General features: G+C 43.4%; 16 protein-coding genes. 10 read left to right on the top strand and 6 right to left on the bottom strand.

The features are described 5' to 3' along the window. Positions 1 to 94: 94 nt before the first annotated feature. Positions 95 to 1,213, top strand: a complete 1,119-nt coding sequence (locus BUC10_RS01330) for a PQQ-dependent sugar dehydrogenase (protein ID WP_073176117.1) — start codon at positions 95 to 97, stop codon at positions 1,211 to 1,213. 3 nt (positions 1,214 to 1,216) lie between these two features. On the opposite strand, the gene BUC10_RS01325 is transcribed toward BUC10_RS01330, so the two are convergent. The 3 genes from BUC10_RS01325 to BUC10_RS01315 are packed head-to-tail and all read right to left on the bottom strand — an operon-like array spanning position 1,217 to position 3,305. Then, on the bottom strand, positions 1,217 to 1,741 hold the full coding sequence (locus tag BUC10_RS01325; protein WP_073176116.1) for a hypothetical protein: 525 nt from the start codon (positions 1,739 to 1,741) through the stop codon (positions 1,217 to 1,219). Then, complete coding sequence (gene murQ / locus BUC10_RS01320; RefSeq protein ID WP_073177040.1) at positions 1,738 to 2,550, bottom strand: N-acetylmuramic acid 6-phosphate etherase; 813 nt, start codon at positions 2,548 to 2,550, stop codon at positions 1,738 to 1,740. The genes BUC10_RS01325 and murQ overlap by 4 nt, the downstream gene beginning before the upstream one ends. Before the next feature lie 5 nt (positions 2,551 to 2,555). After that, positions 2,556 to 3,305 (bottom strand): DeoR/GlpR family DNA-binding transcription regulator, encoded by a 750-nt coding sequence (locus BUC10_RS01315; RefSeq protein WP_073177042.1) that lies wholly within the window; start codon positions 3,303 to 3,305, stop codon positions 2,556 to 2,558. Between the two features lie 219 nt (positions 3,306 to 3,524). Between BUC10_RS01315 and nagB the strand changes: the two genes are divergently transcribed. Beyond that, a complete protein-coding gene (gene nagB, locus BUC10_RS01310; protein ID WP_073176115.1) occupies positions 3,525 to 5,459 on the top strand; it encodes a glucosamine-6-phosphate deaminase in 1,935 nt (644 codons plus the stop codon). Positions 5,460 to 5,510: 51 nt separating this feature from the next. On the opposite strand, the gene BUC10_RS01305 is transcribed toward nagB, so the two are convergent. Continuing rightward, positions 5,511 to 6,257 (bottom strand): DeoR/GlpR family DNA-binding transcription regulator, encoded by a 747-nt coding sequence (locus BUC10_RS01305; RefSeq protein WP_073176114.1) that lies wholly within the window; start codon positions 6,255 to 6,257, stop codon positions 5,511 to 5,513. Between the two features lie 223 nt (positions 6,258 to 6,480). Here BUC10_RS01305 and BUC10_RS01300 point away from each other — a divergent pair, with 223 nt between their 5' ends. The 7 genes from BUC10_RS01300 (at position 6,481) to BUC10_RS01270 (ending at position 17,004) form a co-directional block, all read left to right on the top strand. Then, entirely contained in the window at positions 6,481 to 9,441 is a 2,961-nt protein-coding gene (locus tag BUC10_RS01300) for a SusC/RagA family TonB-linked outer membrane protein (RefSeq protein WP_073176113.1), read from the top strand. A gap of 16 nt (positions 9,442 to 9,457) precedes the next feature. Then, a complete protein-coding gene (locus tag BUC10_RS01295) occupies positions 9,458 to 10,789 on the top strand; it encodes a RagB/SusD family nutrient uptake outer membrane protein (RefSeq protein WP_073176112.1) in 1,332 nt (443 codons plus the stop codon). 86 nt (positions 10,790 to 10,875) lie between these two features. Continuing rightward, complete coding sequence (locus tag BUC10_RS01290; protein WP_073176111.1) at positions 10,876 to 12,372, top strand: glycoside hydrolase family 10-like protein; 1,497 nt, start codon at positions 10,876 to 10,878, stop codon at positions 12,370 to 12,372. A 7-nt stretch (positions 12,373 to 12,379) separates the two neighbouring features. Beyond that, positions 12,380 to 13,660: an MFS transporter gene (locus tag BUC10_RS01285; protein ID WP_073176110.1), complete on the top strand. Its 1,281-nt coding sequence runs from the start codon at positions 12,380 to 12,382 to the stop codon at positions 13,658 to 13,660. Next, positions 13,653 to 15,260: a glycoside hydrolase family 3 protein gene (locus BUC10_RS01280; protein ID WP_073176109.1), complete on the top strand. Its 1,608-nt coding sequence runs from the start codon at positions 13,653 to 13,655 to the stop codon at positions 15,258 to 15,260. Before BUC10_RS01285 ends, BUC10_RS01280 begins: the two co-directional genes overlap by 8 nt. Beyond that, complete coding sequence (locus BUC10_RS01275; protein ID WP_073176108.1) at positions 15,257 to 15,925, top strand: class I SAM-dependent methyltransferase; 669 nt, start codon at positions 15,257 to 15,259, stop codon at positions 15,923 to 15,925. Before BUC10_RS01280 ends, BUC10_RS01275 begins: the two co-directional genes overlap by 4 nt. Beyond that, complete coding sequence (locus BUC10_RS01270; RefSeq protein WP_073176107.1) at positions 15,922 to 17,004, top strand: anhydro-N-acetylmuramic acid kinase; 1,083 nt, start codon at positions 15,922 to 15,924, stop codon at positions 17,002 to 17,004. The genes BUC10_RS01275 and BUC10_RS01270 overlap by 4 nt, the downstream gene beginning before the upstream one ends. On the opposite strand, the gene BUC10_RS01265 is transcribed toward BUC10_RS01270, so the two are convergent. Further along, positions 17,001 to 18,212, bottom strand: coding sequence for a multidrug effflux MFS transporter (locus BUC10_RS01265; protein WP_073176106.1), 1,212 nt, complete (start codon positions 18,210 to 18,212; stop codon positions 17,001 to 17,003). The genes BUC10_RS01270 and BUC10_RS01265 overlap by 4 nt on opposite strands. 140 nt (positions 18,213 to 18,352) lie before the next feature. On the opposite strand from BUC10_RS01265, the gene BUC10_RS01260 reads away from it, so the two are divergent. Then, complete coding sequence (locus tag BUC10_RS01260) at positions 18,353 to 19,414, top strand: Gfo/Idh/MocA family protein (RefSeq protein ID WP_073176105.1); 1,062 nt, start codon at positions 18,353 to 18,355, stop codon at positions 19,412 to 19,414. A 21-nt stretch (positions 19,415 to 19,435) separates the two neighbouring features. Here the strand turns inward: BUC10_RS01260 and BUC10_RS01255 are convergent, their stop codons facing one another. Then, positions 19,436 to 20,977, bottom strand: a complete 1,542-nt coding sequence (locus tag BUC10_RS01255; RefSeq protein WP_073176104.1) for an acyl-CoA carboxylase subunit beta — start codon at positions 20,975 to 20,977, stop codon at positions 19,436 to 19,438. Between the last annotated feature and the right edge of the window lie 4 nt (positions 20,978 to 20,981).

Raw genomic sequence — 20,981 nt, 5'->3', positions numbered from 1 at the left:
GATTGTAATTTTCTAAACTTATATAATTCTCTTTATCTTTCGACTTACAAAAGCCGTCGTTCGTCTATAAAATCTATAATTTCAACGTTAAATTATGAAAAAAAGTGCCATTCTTCCCTATTTTTTCGTTGTAATGCTTACTACATCTTGTGCCCAAAATTCTGACAAGGGCATAAATATTCCCGAAAGCATTGATTTTACTATAGAAGCAGTGGTTGAGGATATCCAAAACCCTTGGGGGATGGTTTTTCTTCCGGATGGTACAATTCTAATCACTGAAAAAGAAGGAAAATTACTACATTTTAACAATGGGAAAACCACTGAAATTGAAAATATACCGGAGGTTTATAGAAGAGGTCAGGGTGGTTTTCTAGATATTGAACTTCACCCAGATTATCCCAAAAATGGCTGGATCTATTTTTCGTATTCTTCCTCTGATGGTGATGGCAAGGGGGGCAACACAGCTATTCTTAGGGCCAAACTTTCAGGAAACAAGCTAATTAACAAACAACTTCTTTACAAAGCTGAACCCAATACGACAAAAGGCCAACATTTTGGTTCTCGGCTGGAATTTGACCGACAAGGGTTTCTTTATTTTTCCGTGGGCGACAGGGGAAATCGGGATAATAACCCCCAAAGTATTGCTCGGGATGGGGGAAAAACTTATAGAATACATGACGATGGTAGTATCCCAACAGATAATCCATTCGCAGACTCTGATACCACTAAAAAGGCCATTTTCAGTTATGGACATAGAAATCCCCAGGGCTTGGCCCTGCATCCGGAAACCGGTGAACTTTGGGAACACGAACATGGCCCACGGGGCGGAGATGAAATCAATAAAATCCAAGCAGGCAAGAACTACGGTTGGCCTGTGATTACCTATGGCATTAACTACAGTGGAACGAAAATAACGAATGAAACTTCCAAAACAGGAATGGAGCAACCAGTTTATCAGTGGACACCTTCCATCGCTCCATCCGGAATGACCTTTGTTAGCTCGGACAAGTATCCAAAATGGAAAGGAAATCTCCTGGTAGGATCACTGGCCTTTCAGTATTTGGAACGCCTAGTGATAGAAAATGACAAAGTGGTTTATCGTGAAAAGCTCTTGGATAGTATGGGAAGAGTACGCAATGTTAGGCAAGCTCCAGATGGGTTTATTTATGTTGGCGTTGAGGGAAAGGGAATCTATAAATTGACACCCCAATAAGCTTTAATTTTCGAGAATTTCCAACGTCTTCGTTGCTTTTTTAGAAACGGATTTCCTCGCATCCTTGGAAAGTCTAACCAAATGGGGTCGCAACCATGCATTTAGGTTATCATCCTTTTTAGCCCATTGGCCCAAGGTTTCCATGGTTTGACTAAGTACAATCCAGTCTTTATGGTTGGCAAGGTTGTTTTGCAGTAAAAGCCTGGCCTTGGACATTTGATCTTGATTCATCCCATCTTCCAACAACAAAAACAATTGCGCCAGGGTCCATTGGGTTGAAGCCTGGTCGATTTGGGAAATTTCATTCAAAAAACGGTTCAAATAAGGTACTAGAAGTTGCTTTTCTTCTTTAGCAATTCGCTTCATTGCATTGGAAACTCTTAGCCTAACCACCTCATCATCAGAAAAATAACAATTAAACAGTTCTTCAAAATATTCGTGGTGCTGTAGTACATCATTGACCACTTCAATGGTATTGCCCAACGAATTGGGGTGCCCTCCAGTTAGCCGTTTTTCAAAGTTCTTCACGGCTTTAAGGCCTCAATAGCCTTTTTTACAGAACCGTATTTTTTTAGGATTTTTTCCGCTTCTTCATAGTCCATTTCCAACTCTTCAACCAAAAAGCGGGTTCCCCTATCCATCAATTTATTGTTACTCAATTGCATGTTCACCATTTTATTTCCCTTTACCCTACCAATCCGGATCATCAGGGCTGTGGAAATCATATTAAGTACCAACTTCTGACTAGTTCCGCTCTTCATTCGTGTACTACCTGTCACAAATTCTGGTCCTACAGCTACCTCTATTGGAATATCGGATTCGGTGGCCAATGGGGAACCTGGATTGTTGGTGATTCCAGCAGTAAGCAAACCATTTGCTTTTGCCTGGCCAATCCCCCCAAGAACATAAGGAGTAGTTCCCGAAGCGGCTATTCCAACAACTACATCATTTTGGTTGATGTCAAATTCTTTAAGGTCTTCCCATGCCTGAATAGTGCTATCTTCTGCAAACTCCACGGATTTTCGAATGGCCTTGTCGCCGCCGGCGATCAACCCGATTACACGATCATGCGGCATTCCATAGGTTGGTGGAATCTCAGAAGCATCCAAAATACCTAAACGACCACTTGTACCGGCGCCTATATAGAAAAGACGCCCGCCCCGCTCAAAACGCTCTGCGGTGGCGTTCACAAGTTCTGAAATTTGGGGAATTACCTGAGCAACTGCATCCGCAACTTTTTGGTCTTCCCGGTTAATATTTTCCAAAATGTTCTGGGTATCCATTTGCTCCAAATTGTCATAATTCGAAGGGTTTTCGGTAATCTTCTTATAATCCATTTTCATTATAAAAGGTGAATCTCTTGATTTCTAAATAGGTTTAAATGTTTGTGACTCGGATCAAGTTCAGTGATCATAGTATGTATGGCATGAATATCGCATGTTTTATAGCGGTGCTGAGAGTTTAGTTTTTCTGAAATCGACAATAATATGGTCTTCTTGGAAGACTTTATTACTGCTTTTTTAACCTGTACAATGTCCCAATCGAACTCCGTGAGGCCATAAACAGAATCCACATATCCAGTTCCTATAAAACTATAATCCACGTGAATCTCTGATAGTTGATGGATAGTACTTGCGCCCATAGAGATTTGAGCATCCTTAGAGACCTCTCCGCCGACTAAAATAACCTTAATATTGGGTTTCAACAAAAGCTCCAACGCCACAGGGAGACTCATGGTAAAACAGGTAAGCTGTATAGTCTCAGGTATCTTGCGAGCCAACTCCACACAGGTGGTACCTCCATCTATAAAAATTACCCCACCGTCCTTCAAAAAACTCACCGCCTTTTCCGCTATTTTTTTCTTTTCATCAAGGGCATAGATATTATCGTTCCTAACCGTGGTATTTGTAAAACCCAAAGCCACAGCACCACCATGAACCTTGCGAAGTTTGTTGCCCGTATCCAATTCCTTCACATCGCGTCGAACGGTATCAATGGAGACATCCAACATATCTGCTATGTCAGTTAACAACACCTTGTTGTGCAAGGCAACTTCATTCAAGATGGTCCGCTGTCGTTCTTCCTTGAGCATATTCATAATCTAGGCTGCAAAGATATATAATTTCAAATTTTGCCGTTTTATTCGGTTTTAAAGTTAATAAATTGTTATTAAATGCAAAAAACAGCATTAAAAAAAGCAAAAAACAGCAAAAATCAATTTTATTTCCTATTTTTGCCCTGTCAATTAGCGATTTAACCACTAAAAAATGGGAATAATCAGTAACACCAACACATTGAAAATCTGGGTTTCATGGAATCAGTAACATTAAAAAAGAAAAGTATGGACATCTCTTATATCCCCGTTGGACGGTTTGAGGAAACACGTTTTGAAAAAATCCACAACATTATCTTCGATAACTCTAGGGAAGGTTCCGCCATAGTGGCCGAAGAGATTGCCGATTTAATTCGTCAGAAACAAGCTGTGGGCAAACCCTGTGTACTGGGACTGGCAACAGGTTCATCCCCAATAAGGGTTTACGAGGAATTGGTCAGGATGCACAAAGAGGAGGGACTTAGCTTTGCCAATGTGACCACCTTTAACCTGGACGAATATCTACCCATGGAAAAGGAGAACAGGCAGAGCTATCATTATTTTATGCATGAACATCTGTTCAACCATATTGATATTGCACCTGAAAATGTGAACATCCCCAACGGCACTGTTACCGGCGATGCAATTATTGAACATTGCTTGGCTTATGAAAAGAAAATCAAGGACGCCGGCGGGTTGGATTTTCAGTTGCTGGGGATCGGGCGAACCGGACATGTTGGTTTTAATGAACCAGGATCCCACTTTAACTCCGCGACTAGGGTAATCACCTTGGATCATATCACACGGGTAGATGCTGCCCCCGCCTTCTTAGGAATCGATAACGTACCAAGAAAGGCCATTACCATGGGGATTGCCACAGTAATGAGCGCTAGACGAATTGTGTTATTGGGATGGGGACAAAATAAGGCAGATATCATCAAGAAGACCGTGGAGGGTGAGATTTCTTCCCACGTTCCCGCAACCTATCTGCAAGAACACAAAAATTGCACCTTTGTACTGGATACAGGAGCTGCCACCGAATTAACCAGGAACAAGACCCCTTGGTTGGTAGACGAATCCTTGGAATGGACAGAAAAACTAACGGCCAAAGCCATTGTATGGCTCTGTGGAAAAGTGGAAAAATCCATATTAAGCCTAACGGATAAAGATTATAATGACAACGGCATGTCGGGGCTATTGACCCAACAGGATTCCTACGAGCTGAACATAAAAATGTTCAACAGGTTACAACATACCATCACCGGATGGCCAGGTGGCAAACCCAAAGCTGACGATACCAACAGACCGGAAAGGGCCCTCCCGGTCAAGAAACGGGTCATTATATTTAGTCCGCACCCAGATGATGATGTCATCTCAATGGGTGGAACTTTTGACCGTCTTGTGGAACAGGGTCATGACGTGCATGTGGCGTATCAAACTTCTGGAAATATTGCCGTATCGGATACCGAGGCACTTAAATTCGCTGAAACCGCAAACTCCATTCAAGTCACTCCCGAAGCTCAAAAAATCATCGACGCCATCAAATCCAAAAAAGAAGCTGACTTTGACCCTGTTGAGGTTCGCAAACTAAAAGGAAATATCCGAAGGGGCGAATCCTACGCCGCCACCAGATACTTTGGGTTGGATGATGCCAACGTACACTTTCTGGATCTACCCTTCTATGAAACCGGTGCCATTAAGAAGAAAGATCTTTCGGACGCCGATGTGAGAATCATGGTCGATATTATCAAAGAAGTTCAACCGCATCAAATTTATGCGGCCGGAGACCTCGCCGACCCGCATGGAACACACAAGGTATGCTTGGATGCTGTCTTTGCTGCCGTAGAAGAGCTAAAGGATGAACCCTTTATGGACGATTGCTGGTTGTGGTTGTACAGAGGGGCTTGGCATGAATGGGACATCAACGAAATTGAAATGGCTGTACCTATGAGTCCAGGGCAGGTATTGAGAAAGCGACTTGCCATTTTCTGCCATCAATCCCAGAAAGACGGGGTGATGTTCCAAGGCAACGACTCACGGGAATTTTGGATGCGTGCCGAAGAACGAAACAAGAATACAGCACAACATTACAAAGCTCTTGGAATGGCGGACTATGCAGCTATCGAGGCCTTTGTTCGCTACAAGTTCAAATAATAAAAGGAAACTTAGAAAAAGAAAAGCCCCGAAATCGGGGCTTTTTTTTGTTTAGAGCAATTCAATGCTTTGTTTGTAAACCTCTAATTGCGGGTCAGATTCATCAAGTTCCGTAATCAACAAATCAACGGCATCCAAACCACAAATCTTATAGCGCTGTTCCGAATTTATTTTTTCGGAAATAGATGGTACCACTACTTTTTTGGAAGCTTTGATCATCGCCTTTTTCACCTGAACAATTTCCCAGTAGAGTTCGGTCACCCCTTCTACCGGATGAATACTATTGACTCCTAAAAAACAAATATCCGCTTTTAACTCGGCCAGCGCGCCAATAGGACTACCCCCCACCGCAATCTGGGAATCCTTGTTGATTTTTCCCCCGATGACAATGATTTCAATATTTGGTTTTGGCAATAGCTGCATTGCTATGGGCAGGCTTGGGGTAAAACAGGTGATTTTGAGATAAGGCGGTATTAGTCTAGCGATTTCCAAATTGGTGGTTCCTCCACTGAGCAGGATTACCTGACCGTCTTTGAGTAGGGAAACGGCCTTTTCCGCAATACGGGATTTCTTTTCCAACGAATAAATCTCCCGATTCACATAGCTATAATGGTTAAATCCCAGGGAAATGGCTCCCCCATGCACCCGTTTCAATTTGTTCTTATCGTGTAATTCCTTGATATCACGGCGGACCGTATCCTGCGAAACCTTGAGAATTTCTGCAATATCTGCAAGCAACACCTTATTGTGTATTCGTACTTCGTTTAGGATTACCTGATGACGTTCTTCCTTAAGCATGGTATGGTTTTATGGCAAAAATACAAGTTTAAACAATTCTTAAAATAATGCAAAAATTTGCTTTGTTTGCAAGTTTTTGCCAAATTTAATTGCAAAAAATTGCAAGAATTTCGATTAATTGCATATTTTTGAGATGAACGCAATTTCGTATTTAACGAAACGAGTACCTAACTACAAGTAATTACTAACTCCCATTTTAAAAAAATGGAAAAAACTCAACCTCATGATTGGAAAAACTTTACGTTCCTTCCTGATTCTGGGCTTCATGGTTTACAGTGCCATGGTATTTTCCCAAAATTCAGGAACTTTTTCAGGGACGGTTACAGACAGTGGTAACGGAATACCGCTCTCCGGTGTTTCAGTGTTTTTGGAGAACACTTCGTTCGGCGCTGTCACGGATTTTGATGGAAACTACAGTTTTCGTGTAGATCTCGCCTCTGGCGATTACACACTTGCTGCTAGTTCATTGGGTTACACCACCCAAAAGATTAATGTAAGTTATTCAGGGGGCGATGTCACCAACAACCTCGCACTCGCTGAAGACCTTCTAAGTTTGGATGAAGTTGTCGTCACCGGAAACCCGGCAGGGGTCAACAAAAGAACCTTGGGGAATGCCATTTCCTCGGTAAAGGCTGAAGACTTGGTAAACAACGGAGCCATTGCAGTTGATCAAGCGATTTCGGGTAAAATATCTGGAGCTTTGGTACAACAAAATTCAGGAGATCCCGCTGGCGGAATCAGCATCAGGCTTAGAGGACCAAGTACCGTTCTGGGAAACTCGGACCCATTATATATTGTTGATGGAATAATCATAAGTAATTCCAGTAACAGCAACGACCTAGTAGATTTAGGAGGCAACTCCCAAAACAGATTAGTGGACTTGAATCCGAACGATATTGAACGCATCGAGGTGATAAAAGGAGCGGCTGCGGCCGCGATCTATGGATCCCGGGCGAGTAATGGTGTTGTTCAAATATTTACCAAGAAAGGAAAGACCGGAGCGCCTAAATTTACTTTGAACACGAATGTTCGTATCAACGAGCTCAGGAAAGAGATTGACTATAATACCGCACCCCTTGCATGGGTAGACCCATTTGATAGGGAGAATTTGGAAACCGTTCCCGTAGAACGTTATAACCTTCAAGATGAATTTTTTGAATCTGGTTTTGGCGTAGAAACATTCTTATCCGTAACAGGAGGAAACGAAAAGACATCGTATTACATCTCTGGCTCCTTCTTGGATAACGAAGGAATCATAAAAAACACAGATTTCCAGCGAATCGGATTTAAGACCAATATCACCCAAAAAGCATTTGACTGGTTGGATATCAATGCAGGGCTTAATTTCACTAGAAGTGTAAGTTCTGACATTCCGAATGGAGGTATCAACGCGGCTTATGGTGCTATCACCGGTTTTGTCTTTAGTGATAACAGCATAAACCCTGCACCAGACGCCTCAGGAGTTTATCCTGTTACTTCCCTTTTGGTTCCCAGGACCAATCCGGCAGAGGCAGTTAATCGCTTTGATTTTGGACAGAAGGTCAATCGGATTATTACAAGTATTGGATTGAACGCAAAGATAACCGACAAATTAAGTGCCAGCTATCTCTTGGGGCTGGATTTCTACAATCAATCGGCAAATGCATTCATCCCGATCAACAACACATCACCAAACGGAAATGGTTTTGCGCGACGTGCGGACATCAACAATTTCCAATACAATAGTGATTTGAACATCACATACAAAACCCCGATAACGGACAATATCAACTCCACTACTACCTTGGGTGGTTCTTGGCAATATGAAGAATTCGATAGAATCGCGATAGACGCCGATGGACTGGCACCTGTTGTGCAAGTGGCCTCGGACGGAAGTATTTTAAGTCAAGGGGAAACCCGTTCCCAAATATCATTTTGGGGATCCTTTTTGCAGCAGTCGTTTAGTTTTAAGGACAAACTGTACGTCAACGGGGCAGTACGTTTGGATGGCGCATCTACTTTTGGGGAGGACGAACGCAACCAGGTATATGCAAAGGCCAGTCTGTCTTATGTAGTGTCCGAGGAAGATTTTTGGGAGAATACTTTTGGTGATGCCTTCAGCACCTTTAAACTGAGAGGCTCTTGGGGGCAAGCTGGTAACCTGACCGCCTTGACCGCATTCCAAAGGTTTACCACCTTGGACCCATCGTCCATCAATGGAACACCTAGTCTAAGACCGGGGACTCAACAAGGAGACCTCAACATTGCACCTGAAAGACAGGAAGAAATTGAATTTGGGTTTGACGCCGGATTCTTGAACAACCGCCTTGGTGTAGAGTTCACCTACTATAAACAAGATGTTACGGATCTTTTGTTGCCAAGGGAACTGGCACCATCGACCGGGTTTGGCTCCCGAATAGAAAATGTAGGTGACCTGGAAAACAAGGGTATCGAAATCCTACTTCGTGGTGCACCTATAAAGACCAACGATTTTAGCTGGGATGTAACCGCAACTTTCTCTCAAAACGATAATGTGGTCACCCGTGTTGCTGGTGGAGGACAATTTGCGCTTGCAGGAAGTTTTGCAACCAATTTTGTCATTGAGGGAGAACCTTTGGGAGTTTTCTTTAGACAGTTTTATGCCCGGGACGCCGATGGTAGTATCTCCTTGGACGAAAATGGATATCCTTTTAGGGGTACCACGGACGACGGTGCTGGGTCCAAAGTAATCGGTGATCCCAATCCCGATTGGTTTGGTTCGCTGATCAATGAATTTGCCTATAAGGATTTCAAACTGAGGGTACAGCTGGATGCGGTACAAGGTTTTGATGTATTTAACTGGAACCGTAGACTTTTGGACAATGTGATTTTTGGAGGTGGCTCCAATGTAGGGCAGGAACTTTTAGGCAACAGACCAAAAGGCTTTGGCGGTGCCCAAGCAGGAATCTTTGAAGAATTCGTGGAAGATGGTTCCTTCGTAAAGCTTAGGGAACTGGCCATTAGTTATGGCTTTACCCCTCCTTTTGAAGGAATTGATAGAATTGATGTTAGTCTAGTGGGACGTAACCTGATTTCTTGGGATGACTATTCTGGATGGGATCCAGAAATTAACACAGCAGGACAAAGTAATGGGGTAAGAGGCTTCGATTTTGCTGGCGTACCCATTCCAAGGACCTACCAACTAGGAATTAATTTTAGTTTCTAAACCTAAAAAAGCTACGATGAAAAACAGTATAAAATATTTAATCGTTTGTATTTCAATTTCTATGGGATTCGTTTCCTGTGAAACTGATTTTGACAATCCAAATGCAGCTACGGAGGAACAAACCTTTTCTTCCCGGGAAGGGATTTTTGCCACCGCAGTGGGCATGCAACAATTGTTTTCCACAACCGGCATTCGTTGGATCGTGGAAACTCCGGCCATAACAGCACGGGAAGGCGGAATTACTACCACCTTTCAAAATATGATTGAATTGGAAGATGGTGGAACCGATTTGCCAAATTTCAATTCCAATGTACAAGGCCTTTGGTCCACCATGCTTAGGGTGATAAAAATAGCAGAGGATATTGAAGCCAACACGGCCAATATAGAACTTGGGGCTGGCACCCAAAGTGGACTTATCGCCCATGCCAAATTGTTCAAGGCCATGGCCATTGGAAGTTTGGCGCAAAATTATGAACAAGTGGTAGTGGCCACCAGCAATAACAATGACGCCACATTCGTCCCAAGGGCACAAGCCTTTGCTACGGCCATTACGTTGTTAGCTGAAGCATCCAGTCAACTGGCCTCTACGGCACCATCGGAGGAATTCACAAATGGAGTTACTTTGGGAAATATTGATATGGGCAATACCATTTCCGCAATGACGGCACGTTATAACCTCTTTGCAGGGAACTATGATGCCGCAATAGCTGCAGCAAATAGTGTGGATATATCCTCCACATCTGTTTTTGCATACGATTCGCAAAACCTGAACCCCATCTGGGCAAGGGTGTTTCAGAATGACGCACCAAACTTTAAACCTAGGGACAATTTTGGGCTTCCTGCGGAATTTGTTTTTGATCCTGCAGATGGAAGGCTTTCCTTTTATCTGGTCGACTTGGATGAAACCAACCAAAATGGATTGCCCATTGAGGATTTGGCAGGTTTCTTCAATGTAAATACAGGATCTTTGCCAGTATACATTCCAGATGAGATGAACCTGATTATTGCGGAAGCCAACCTTAGGTTGGGAACTCCCAACTTAGCCGCCGCCACTACAGCCTTGAATTTGGTGCTTACCGATTCGGACGACCCATTTGGGGTGAATGCCAACCTAGCCGCCTATGCCGGGGACAATACCGCTGATGCGCTTTTGGACGAGGTCTATAAAAATCGAAGGGCCGAGTTGTTTCTGACAGGAACTAGTTTGGAAGACAGCAGAAGGTTCGGAAGACCACAACCAAGTGGTGCGGCCATGAACTATGACGAGGAACGAAATAGGAACTTTTATCCATACCCAGATTTGGAAAGAAACAGTAATCCGAATACCCCGGATGACCCTTCTATATAATTAGCTTTTTTGAGTTTGTTAGTTTTAATTTAATCAAGCAAAAAGGCCTACATTTATTCTTCAGTAGGCCTTTTTTATTTAGTTCAATGCGAAGCATTTTATTCCTTGCCCTCTTAATCCTTGTTACTTCCTGTTCCTCATTAAACAGAAGAACCACCTCCCCGGAAACAGAATTCAGAGGGGTGTGGATTGCTACTGTGGTAAACATTGATTGGCCCAAAAATGGCCTGGACTCCGCAACAAAGCAAAAGGAAGATTTCATTGAGATTTTGGATTTCTATCAACAGCTCAACTTCAACGCCGCAATTGTTCAGGTGCGGACCGCCGGTGACGCATTTTATGAATCCGAACTTGCCCCATGGTCCAAATACCTTACTGGAAAAGAGGGGAAGCCACCATTGGATTTTGAAAATCCGTTGGAATGGATGATCAATGAAACCCACAAACGTGGGATGGAATTCCATGCGTGGTTAAACCCATATCGAGCCACTTTCGATTTGGACACCCTGGCGCTATCTGAAAAACATGACTATCACCAACATCCAGATTGGATGATCAAGTATGGAAAAAAGTATTATTACAATCCTGGTCTACCCAATGTGCAAAACAAGCTTACTGAAGTAATTTTGGAGCTGGTGGATAATTACCAGGTAGATGCCATCCACTTTGACGACTATTTCTATCCGTACAAAATTGATGGCGAAGTATTCAACGACTCCCTAAGCTATAAGGAATATGGCCTAAAGGAACAAAGTTTGGGGGATTGGCGCCGAAGCAATGTGGATTCCCTGATAAAAAAAACGCATTTGGCCATAAAAAAATCCAAACCCTGGGTTCAATTTGGGATAAGTCCATTTGGTGTTTGGAAAAACCAGGATACGGACCCGAATGGCTCTGCCACCAAAGCAGGTCAGACCACTTATGAGGATTTGTATGCAGATCCGCTGCTCTGGGTGGACAAGGGCTGGTTGGACTATTTGGTACCGCAGGTGTATTGGAGCATGGACTATCCTGTTGCTTCCCACCGAATCATCACAACATGGTGGGCCAACAAGACCAACAATACCAATCTATATATTGGAAACGGAACCTATAAAATTAAAAACAACGCAGATAAAGCATGGAAGCGCCGAAACGAAATACCAAAGCAGCTGGACTTTGCCAGGTCGCAATCCAGAATTTCCGGGAATGTGTTTTTCAGCGCAAAATCCCTGCTAAATAAAAATGAAAGGGTCGTAAAATCACTCCAGCGGAAGTTTTATAGAAATCCATCCCAAAACCCTGCTGGCATTGGTAGTTCGTCAAGACGTATTATCGAACCAAGAATTGAAAAGGTTCATATCCGGAACAAAACAGTGGAGATCTGTATTTCCCACAAAGATGCCATACCTAGGTTTGTGAGGCTACACGAATACCACAAAAGCGTTGAGGAAGGAAGTACACAGCTTGTGCAAAAGGTCTATCTTTCAGAAACTGATAGTTCGGCATGCTTTCAGTTCAAACTAAACAAAAAGGTTTACGGCATCTCCATCCGCGATGCGTACGGAAATGAAAGCAAGACCATACCAATTCCCCTAAACTAGAAAAACAATGAGTGTAGCAGAAAAAGACAAAAGAGCCTGGGCATGGATTCCTTTATTGTACTTCACCCAAGGTATGCCCTATATTTTAATTGTCACAGTTTCTGTTATCATGTACAAACGCTTGGGCATTAGCAATGCCGACATTGGGCTATACACCAGTTGGCTCTATCTACCCTGGGTGTTAAAACCGTTATGGAGTCCACTGATAGACCTGAACGGAACCAAAAGAAAATGGTTTTTGGCAATGCAGTTTGTGGTTGGCATAGCATTTTTGGGTATAGGGCTTTCGCTCCCTTCCAATGCTTTTTTCACCATCACCCTGGCGTTTTTCTGGATGGCCGCCTTTGCCTCGGCCACAAATGATATTGCATCCGATGGCTATTATATGCTTGGCCTTACTCAAAAGAAGCAGTCCTTTTTTATTGGATTACGAAGCACCTTCTATAGGTTGGCCATGGTCACAGGGCAGGGTCTTTTAGTGATACTCGCTGGTTTTCTGGAACAGAAGTACGGGGATAATACCAAGGCATGGTCCTTTACTATGATATGTGCGGCCATTCTGATGTTGGTTTTGACCTTATCCAACCTTTTGGCCTGCCCCAAATTTGAAAAGACCTCAAATAAGAACTCTGAAAAGCCATCAAGTTTTTGGGAGGTATTTTATACATTCTTTAGAAAAAAACAGATTGGTTTGGCCCTCTTGTTTATACTTACCTATCGCTTGGGTGAATCCCAATTGGTAAAAATGGCATCTCCCTTCCTGCTAGACACCAAAGAAGTTGGCGGCCTTGCCTATTCCACTGAAGCTGTTGGAACCATCTACGGTACCGTTGGTGTGATCATGCTGTCCCTTGGCGGAATTCTGGGAGGAATCCTAATTTCAAGGGATGGGCTAAAAAAATGGATGCTTCCCATGCTCTTGGCCCTAAATCTTCCGAATCTGCTCTACGCCCTTCTCGCCATTACCCAGACCACAAGTCTGTACGCCGTAGTGGGAACCGTGGTTTTGGAGCAATTTGGCTACGGATTCGGTTTTGCAGCTTTCTTAATTTATCTCATCTACATCGCGGAAGGAGCTTCAAAGACTTCACACTATGCCATCGCGACCGGTTTTATGGCATTGGGGATGATGTTGCCCGGAATGCTCAGTGGTTACATTCAAGAATGGCTGGGGTATGATGGTTTCTTTATTTGGGTCGTGATTGCTGCCCTACCTGCCTTTTTCTTGCTGAGATTTTTAAAGTATCCATCCGATTACGGGAAGAAAACCGCCATTTCCAATGAATAATTCACTTTTAACATACCAAGAAGCAACATCGCAGCTGACGCCCGACCAAAAAGTGGGACAATTATTTATGCCAGCAGCTTTCATCAATGATAGCGAAGAAGAGGTGCAAGGCCTGGAGCATCTGATCCGCACACAGCATATTGGAGCGATCTGCTTCTTTCATAGCAGGGCTAGCGCTGCCACCAATTTTGAGGGCAAAAAGAAAGTGGTCTATAACGAAAACAGTTACGATCGATTAAAACAACTTATAGATCGGTATCAAAAAGCGGCAAAAATTCCCCTGCTGATAGCCATTGATGCCGAGTGGGGATTGGCTATGCGGATTGAAAACACGCCCCAATACCCTTATGCAATCACACTAGGTGCAATCCAGGGCAATGAGGACCTTATTGAACAGGTGGGATGGCAAATTGGAATGGATTGCCTTCAAGCAGGAATACATTGGAACCTGAGTCCTGTGGCTGATATCAACAATAATCCTGAAAATCCCGTGATTGGTTATCGTTCCTTCGGAGACCATAAGGAAAAAGTCTTGAGCAAAGCAAATGCATATCTAAAGGGAATGGCCAAATCCGGCATCTTAAATTCCATCAAACACTTCCCTGGCCATGGGGACACGGCAACAGACTCCCATTTGGGTCTCCCAGTTATTGATAAATCCAAGCAAACGTTGCTTCAGAATGAACTATACCCATTCAAGAGACTTATTGATCAAGGGGTGGATTCGGTAATGGTGGGACATTTGTCCGTTCCCGCCTTGGATGACTCTGGAAATCCTGCTACCACCTCATATCCCATCATCACGGAATTGCTCCGAAACGAACTTGGTTTCGAAGGAGTTGTAATTTCGGATGCATTGAACATGCATGCCGTTTCCAAAAACTACCCTGAAAAGGGAACTCTGGAGGCCGCAGCTTTTCATGCTGGAATGGATATGATGTGTTTTTCCGAGAACCCAGCTGAAGGCATAAGTCAGATATTGTCAAGTGCCGCTCCCGAGCACATCGAAGCAAGTTTTAAAAGAATTTGGGCACTAAAGGAAAAAGCCTTTTCTGAAAAAGGAAAAGAAAACAACATTGAATATCAACTTAGTCCACTGAACAAAAAACTGGCCAAGCAATCACTTACGTCATACATTTCAAACCAAGATACCTTTGCGCAAGTACGAGAGGGACATTTTTTGAATCTCTCCGTTGGGAATCCATACAAAAACCTATTCTCTCAAAAAATTGAAAGTGCATTTGACCAAAAGCATGTCCATCTTTACCCTGAGATTTTGGAGGACATGAAAAACCTTCAGGACGGTGATCAAAAGGTTGTTTTGGCCCTCTTTCCACCAGCAATAAAACCAAAGGACAATTTTGGTTTTTCATCTGAAGTTTTACGCTTGATAAACGAAATTCTGAGCCTAAAAAACACTGTTGCATATCTCTTTGGGAATCCATACGTACTGGATATTTTGGACTGCACCAAAGCTTCTGAGCTTATCATCGTTTACCAAAACTTTCAAGAATTTCAGGAAATAGCGTTTGAGCATTTTATAGGAAATGCAGAGACTCCGGGCAAGCTTCCGGTTCAACTCAAAACCTTGCAACTATGACAGATAAGATTATTTCATCTTGGGAGCAGAATGCCTCTGAATGGATAAAGGTCATGCAGGAGAACAGCATTGCCTCCAGAAAATTCACTAATGCCGCCATTGTTGAAGCTATAAGAGAACTCAATAGCAAAAAATTGGCAGATATTGGTTGTGGGGAAGGCTGGTTGACCCGAAGAATTAGCGGTCTCGGAATTGAGGCTGTGGGTTTGGACGCCATTGAAGACTTGATTTTGGAAGCCCAAAAACAAGGTTCTGAAACTTACCATGTGTTTACTTTTGAGGATATCATAGCAGGTAAAACCATTCCAAGCGGATTATTTGATTGTGCGGTGTTTAATTTTTGTCTTTATCTGAAGGATGGGCTCCCAATATTGCTGCAGAACACTTTGAACCAACTTAGTTCCAACGGAAGTATCCTAATTCAGACCTTGCACCCCTATTTTCTTTTACAAAATGAAATGCCCTATGTAAGTCAGTGGCTGAACGATTCCTGGAAAGGCCTTCCCGGTAATTTTAAGGATGGACATGCTTGGTATGCAAGAACTTTTGAGGACTGGATAGCGGTTCTAGGGCGACTACCGAATTCAAAGCTTTTTATCGAAGAAGTCCTCAACGACGAACAAAAACCTGTTTCTCTTATCATTAAAATACAAAAACGGACATGAGCATTTATAAAGTCTTGGGAATGATGTCGGGTACATCTTTGGATGGGCTGGATTTAGCGCTTTGCCATCTTTGGGAATCCGAGGGGCAATGGCAATTTTCCATAGAGGCGACTCGTGAAATCTCCTATGAAAAAGCACTTTGGGAACAGCTCAAAAACGCGATTCATAGCTCCGAAGAAAAACACGACCAGCTGCATCTTGACTATGGGTTTTGGTTAGGGCAACAAGCCAAAAAATTTATTGAGGACGAACAACTTGAAGTGGATTTTATTGCTAGTCATGGGCATACCTCACACCATCGGCCGGAAGATGGCTTTACCTTTCAACTCGGTGACGGGCAACAGTTGGCTAACTCCAGTGGCATACAGGTGGTTTGCGATTTTAGGACCAAGGATGTGTCCCTAGGAGGGCAAGGAGCCCCTTTGGTGCCAATAGGAGACCAACTACTTTTTCATGAGTATGATTTCTGCCTTAACCTAGGAGGCATAAGCAATATGTCATTTTTAAAGGATGGTAAGCGAATTGCTTACGATATAGGATTGGCCAATATGCCCTTAAACTTCATCACCAGAAAAATGGGATTGGAGTATGATGATAATGGAAAAATGGCCCGCTCAGGCCAACTGGATAATGTTTTATTGGCCAAACTTAATGCTTTGGAATACTATAGACTTCCGCATCCAAAATCAACAGGTTACGAATGGTTCACTTCAGAAATAATACCTCTAATACAAAACTCCAATGCTTCTGATAAAGACCTACTTCATACATTTATCCATCATAATTGCGAGCAAATTGCCCTTCAAGTAAAGGAGCATGCCACAGGCAAGCCACAAAAGCTGTTTGCCACTGGTGGTGGCGCTCTAAACCAGTTCTTTATAGACACCCTTCAAAACGTTCTTGGTGATTACATTGAAGTGGTAGTCCCCAACAAGGAACTGATTGCCTATAAGGAAGCTTTGGTTTTTGCTTTAATGGGAGTGCTTCGTCTTCAAGATAAGACCAATGTGTTAAGTTCTGTAACCGGGGCTGAGAAAGATTCCTGCAGTGGAGTAATTTTTTATCCCGATATCAATTAGCGGGTTACTGCCAATGGTTTGGGCTTTTTGGCAAGCATTACAATCCCCAATGAAACAATTCCACAGATGGCCAGACCTGCGAATAGTGGCCAGACAGTATCTGAGATAAATTCTCCAATAAATGTAGCGATGGGAATGGCCAATAGTGTTGAGATAAATCCATTGATCGCGGCACCTATACCAGCAATATGTCCAATTGGCTCCATGGCTATAGAGCGGTAATTCCCCCACATAAAGCCCAAACAGAAGAATTGTAACGAAAGGAAACCCACCAAAACCACAATGCTAGGATTGGGCATTCCCCAAAACAATACCACATACAGGATGGCAATAAGACAGAAAGCGGTCAAAGCTAAAAGTGATAATTTGCGCATACCAAATCGCATCACCAAGGTTCCATTCATGAACGTGGAAAGTCCGATGGAAATGGCCAAGCCAGCAAAAATATATGGAAATGCCTCCTTAAGGTCATATTGATTTTCAAAAATATGCTGCGAGGAACTCAGGTAAACCAAAAATGCTCCCGTTACCAATCCCGAAATAAAGGTAAAGACGATGGTATCCCGGTACTTAAAGAACTCTCGAACTCCATCCACAAAAACATGTTTGGTAAAGGGAATCTTATATTCCGGTTTTAGGGTTTCAGGCTGTCTCTTCCAGAACCAGATACCCACGATAAGAGCAAAGATTAGCTGAATATAAAAAATCGCCTCCCATCCGAAGGCATCCAATATGAGTTTACCAATGGCCGGAGCAACCACGGGAATCAAAATAAAGAAAGCCACCACAAATGACATGATCTTGGCCATATAATCCCCCTTATAGGTATCCCTAATAATGGAAATGGCCAGCGTCCTCGGTGCTGAAAGTCCAATCCCTTGAAGGATCCTACCGATTACCATAATCTCTAGGGAAGGGGCAAAAACACAGATTGCACTTGCTATTCCGAAAAGTGCAAAACCAAGATAGACCACAGGTTTTCTACCGTAACAATCAGACAGCGGACCAAAAACCAGCTGCCCCACCCCCAGCCCAAGGAAAATCATGGTCACCAACAACTGATTGTCCGTTGAGTTGTGGCTATGAATGGCCTCTCCAATATTGGAAATAGCTGGCAACAGCGCATCAATGGCAAGCGCCACGATGGACATCAAAGCGGCCATCAAGGCGATGAATTCAAAGTTGGGTTTTTGCACGTCTTTTTGCATTCGGCAAAATTACGCATCCCTAAAATTGTGGAGGCTTTTTTTATGAAGTATTTATGTTATGTTTTGACTCGATATTTCTGAATTCGTTAAGCTATGCATTCAGAGCTTGAGAGCCCGTATTTAATTTCTAATTTTATACCATGGAAGCTTTGAAAACATTGGTTGTTGGCTGTGGAAATATGGGAACCTCCCATGCACGCGCCTATTACAAGTTGGATGGATTTGAAATAGCGGGATTGGTGAGCCGTGGAGAGAAAAGTCGTGAACGTCTATCCAAAGAGCTAGGCGGTATTCCCACTTTTCATGACTATGAGCTAGCCTTAAAACAAACCCAACCTGATGTAGTGTCCATCAACACCTATCCAGATACGCATTTTAACTATGTGCAATTGGCTCTTGAATCCAATGCCCATGTTTTTGTGGAAAAACCACTCGCATTAACTGTGGCAGAAGCTCAAAGCCTAGTGGAACTATCCAAAAAGAAGGGCAAAAAAATGGTGGTGGGCTATATTTTGCGTGTACATCCCACTTGGACCAAATTCGTGGAGATGGCCCAAACTTTGGGCAAACCCCTGGTTATGAGAATGAATCTCAACCAGCAAAGCGCCGGGGAGCAATGGTATACCCACAAACAGCTTATGCAGTCCATGTCTCCCATTGTGGATTGTGGAGTCCATTATGTGGATATTATGTGTTCCATGGTACGTTCAAACCCCATCAGTGTTTCTGCTATTGGTGCAAGACTATCCAATGAAGTCGACAGCGAAATGTACAACTATGGGCAGTTACAGGTGCGCTTTGAGGATGGCTCGGTAGGATGGTATGAAGCTGGCTGGGGACCTATGATGAGCGAAACGGCATTTTTTATCAAAGATGTTTTGGGTCCCAAGGGTTGTGTTTCCATAAGTGATGACGATAAGGGAGCATCCGAAGATATTGAGGGTCATACCAAAACCGGCAGTTTGAAATTACACCACAGTGCTCTTGACCACATAGGTAATTTTGCCAAGTCCGATGAACTTATCAATACGTCTAACGAGCCGGATCATGATCAACTTTGCCTTCTGGAACAGGAGTACCTCTTGGATGCTATTGCAAACAATCGTGACCTCACAGACCATCTGGATGATGCCGTTAACAGTCTAAAAATCGTGCTTGCAGCAGACGAATCGGTGAAGACTGGCAAAACGGTTTATTTATAATCTCTTTTTGAGACCAACCCATTATAATGGGATATTCCCGTGTTTCTTTTTTGGGGTCGAAACTTCTTTTTTCTCAAGCATTGCAAATGCCTTCAAAAGTTTACGCCGTGTATTTTTGGGCAGGATTACCTCATCTATGAATCCTCTTCGTGCAGCCCTGTAGGGATTGGCAAACTTATCTGCATACTCCTCCTCTTTTTCCTTCAATTTGGCTTCCGGGTCGTCGGCCGCGGCAATTTCCCTTCTGAAGATAATCTCACTTGCGCCCTTGGCCCCCATCACCGCAATTTCTGCACTTGGCCAGGCGAAATTGAAGTCAGCTCCAATATGTTTGGAATTCATCACATCATAGGCGCCACCATAAGCTTTCCTTGTGATTACCGTTACTCTAGGGACAGTTGCCTCACTCAAAGCATACAACAATTTGGCCCCATGCATTATAATCCCCGACCATTCCTGATCGGTACCGGGTAAAAAACCGGGTACATCCACCAAAACCAGGAGTGGGATATTAAAGGCATCGCAAAAGCGTGTAAATCGTGCCGCCTTCCGAGAGCTTTTCACCCCCAATACACCAGCTAAAAACATGGGTTGGTTGGCAATGATTCCAACGCTTCTTCCACCTAGTCTTGCAAAACCAACAATAATATTCTCGGCATAATCCTTATGGATTTCATAAAAGGAATCCGTGTCAATGATGCCATGGATCACATCATGCATATCGTAAGGCTTATTGGGATTGTCGGGCACTATATTGGATAGTTCCTCCCGAAGTTCCTCTCCGAGTTCAAATTTCCATTTCTTAGGTAATTCTTTATTGTTCTGGGGAAGATAATCCAAGAGTTTTCTAATATCATCCAAACAGGCCGCGTCATTTGACGAGGTCTTATGGGCCACCCCTGACTTTACAGCATGGGTGCTGGCACCTCCCAATTCCTCAGAGGTGACCTCCTCATTGGTTACTGTCTTCACCACATTGGGTCCGGTAACGAACATATAGCTGGTTTCTTCTACCATTACGATGAAATCCGTCATGGCCGGGGAGTAAACCGCCCCTCCTGCACAGGGGCCCATAACAGCCGAAATCTGCGGAACCACCCCGGAAGCTTGGACATTTCGATAGAAGATATCGGCATAACCACCCAATGACTTTACCCCTTCCTGAATTCGTGCGCCACCAGAGTCGTTCAACCCGATAATAGGGGCGCCCACTTTCATGGCTAAATCCATCACTTTGCAGATTTTTTCGGCGTGTGTTTCGGACAGTGCGCCGCCAAAAACCGTAAAATCCTGGGCATAGACGTATACCAAGCGGCCATTGATAGTGCCATAACCAGTTACCACCCCATCTCCGTAGTAGATTTCCTTATCCATTCCAAAGTCCGTGGTCCTGTGTGTCACCAAAATGCCCATTTCCTCAAAGGAACCATCATCGAGCAAATAGTCGATGCGCTCCCGCGCCGTAAGCTTTTTCTTTTGATGTTGCTTTTCAATCCTTTTTTCACCTCCGCCCAAATAGGCCTCGGCTAGTTTTTCGTTTAACTTTTTTATCTTGGAATCCATCGCT

The organism is Flagellimonas flava (assembly GCF_900129665.1).
In the GTDB taxonomy this organism is placed as follows: domain Bacteria; phylum Bacteroidota; class Bacteroidia; order Flavobacteriales; family Flavobacteriaceae; genus Flagellimonas; species Flagellimonas flava.
Note: the sequence above shows the minus strand (reverse complement) of the source record. Positions and strands in the feature narration are given on the sequence as shown.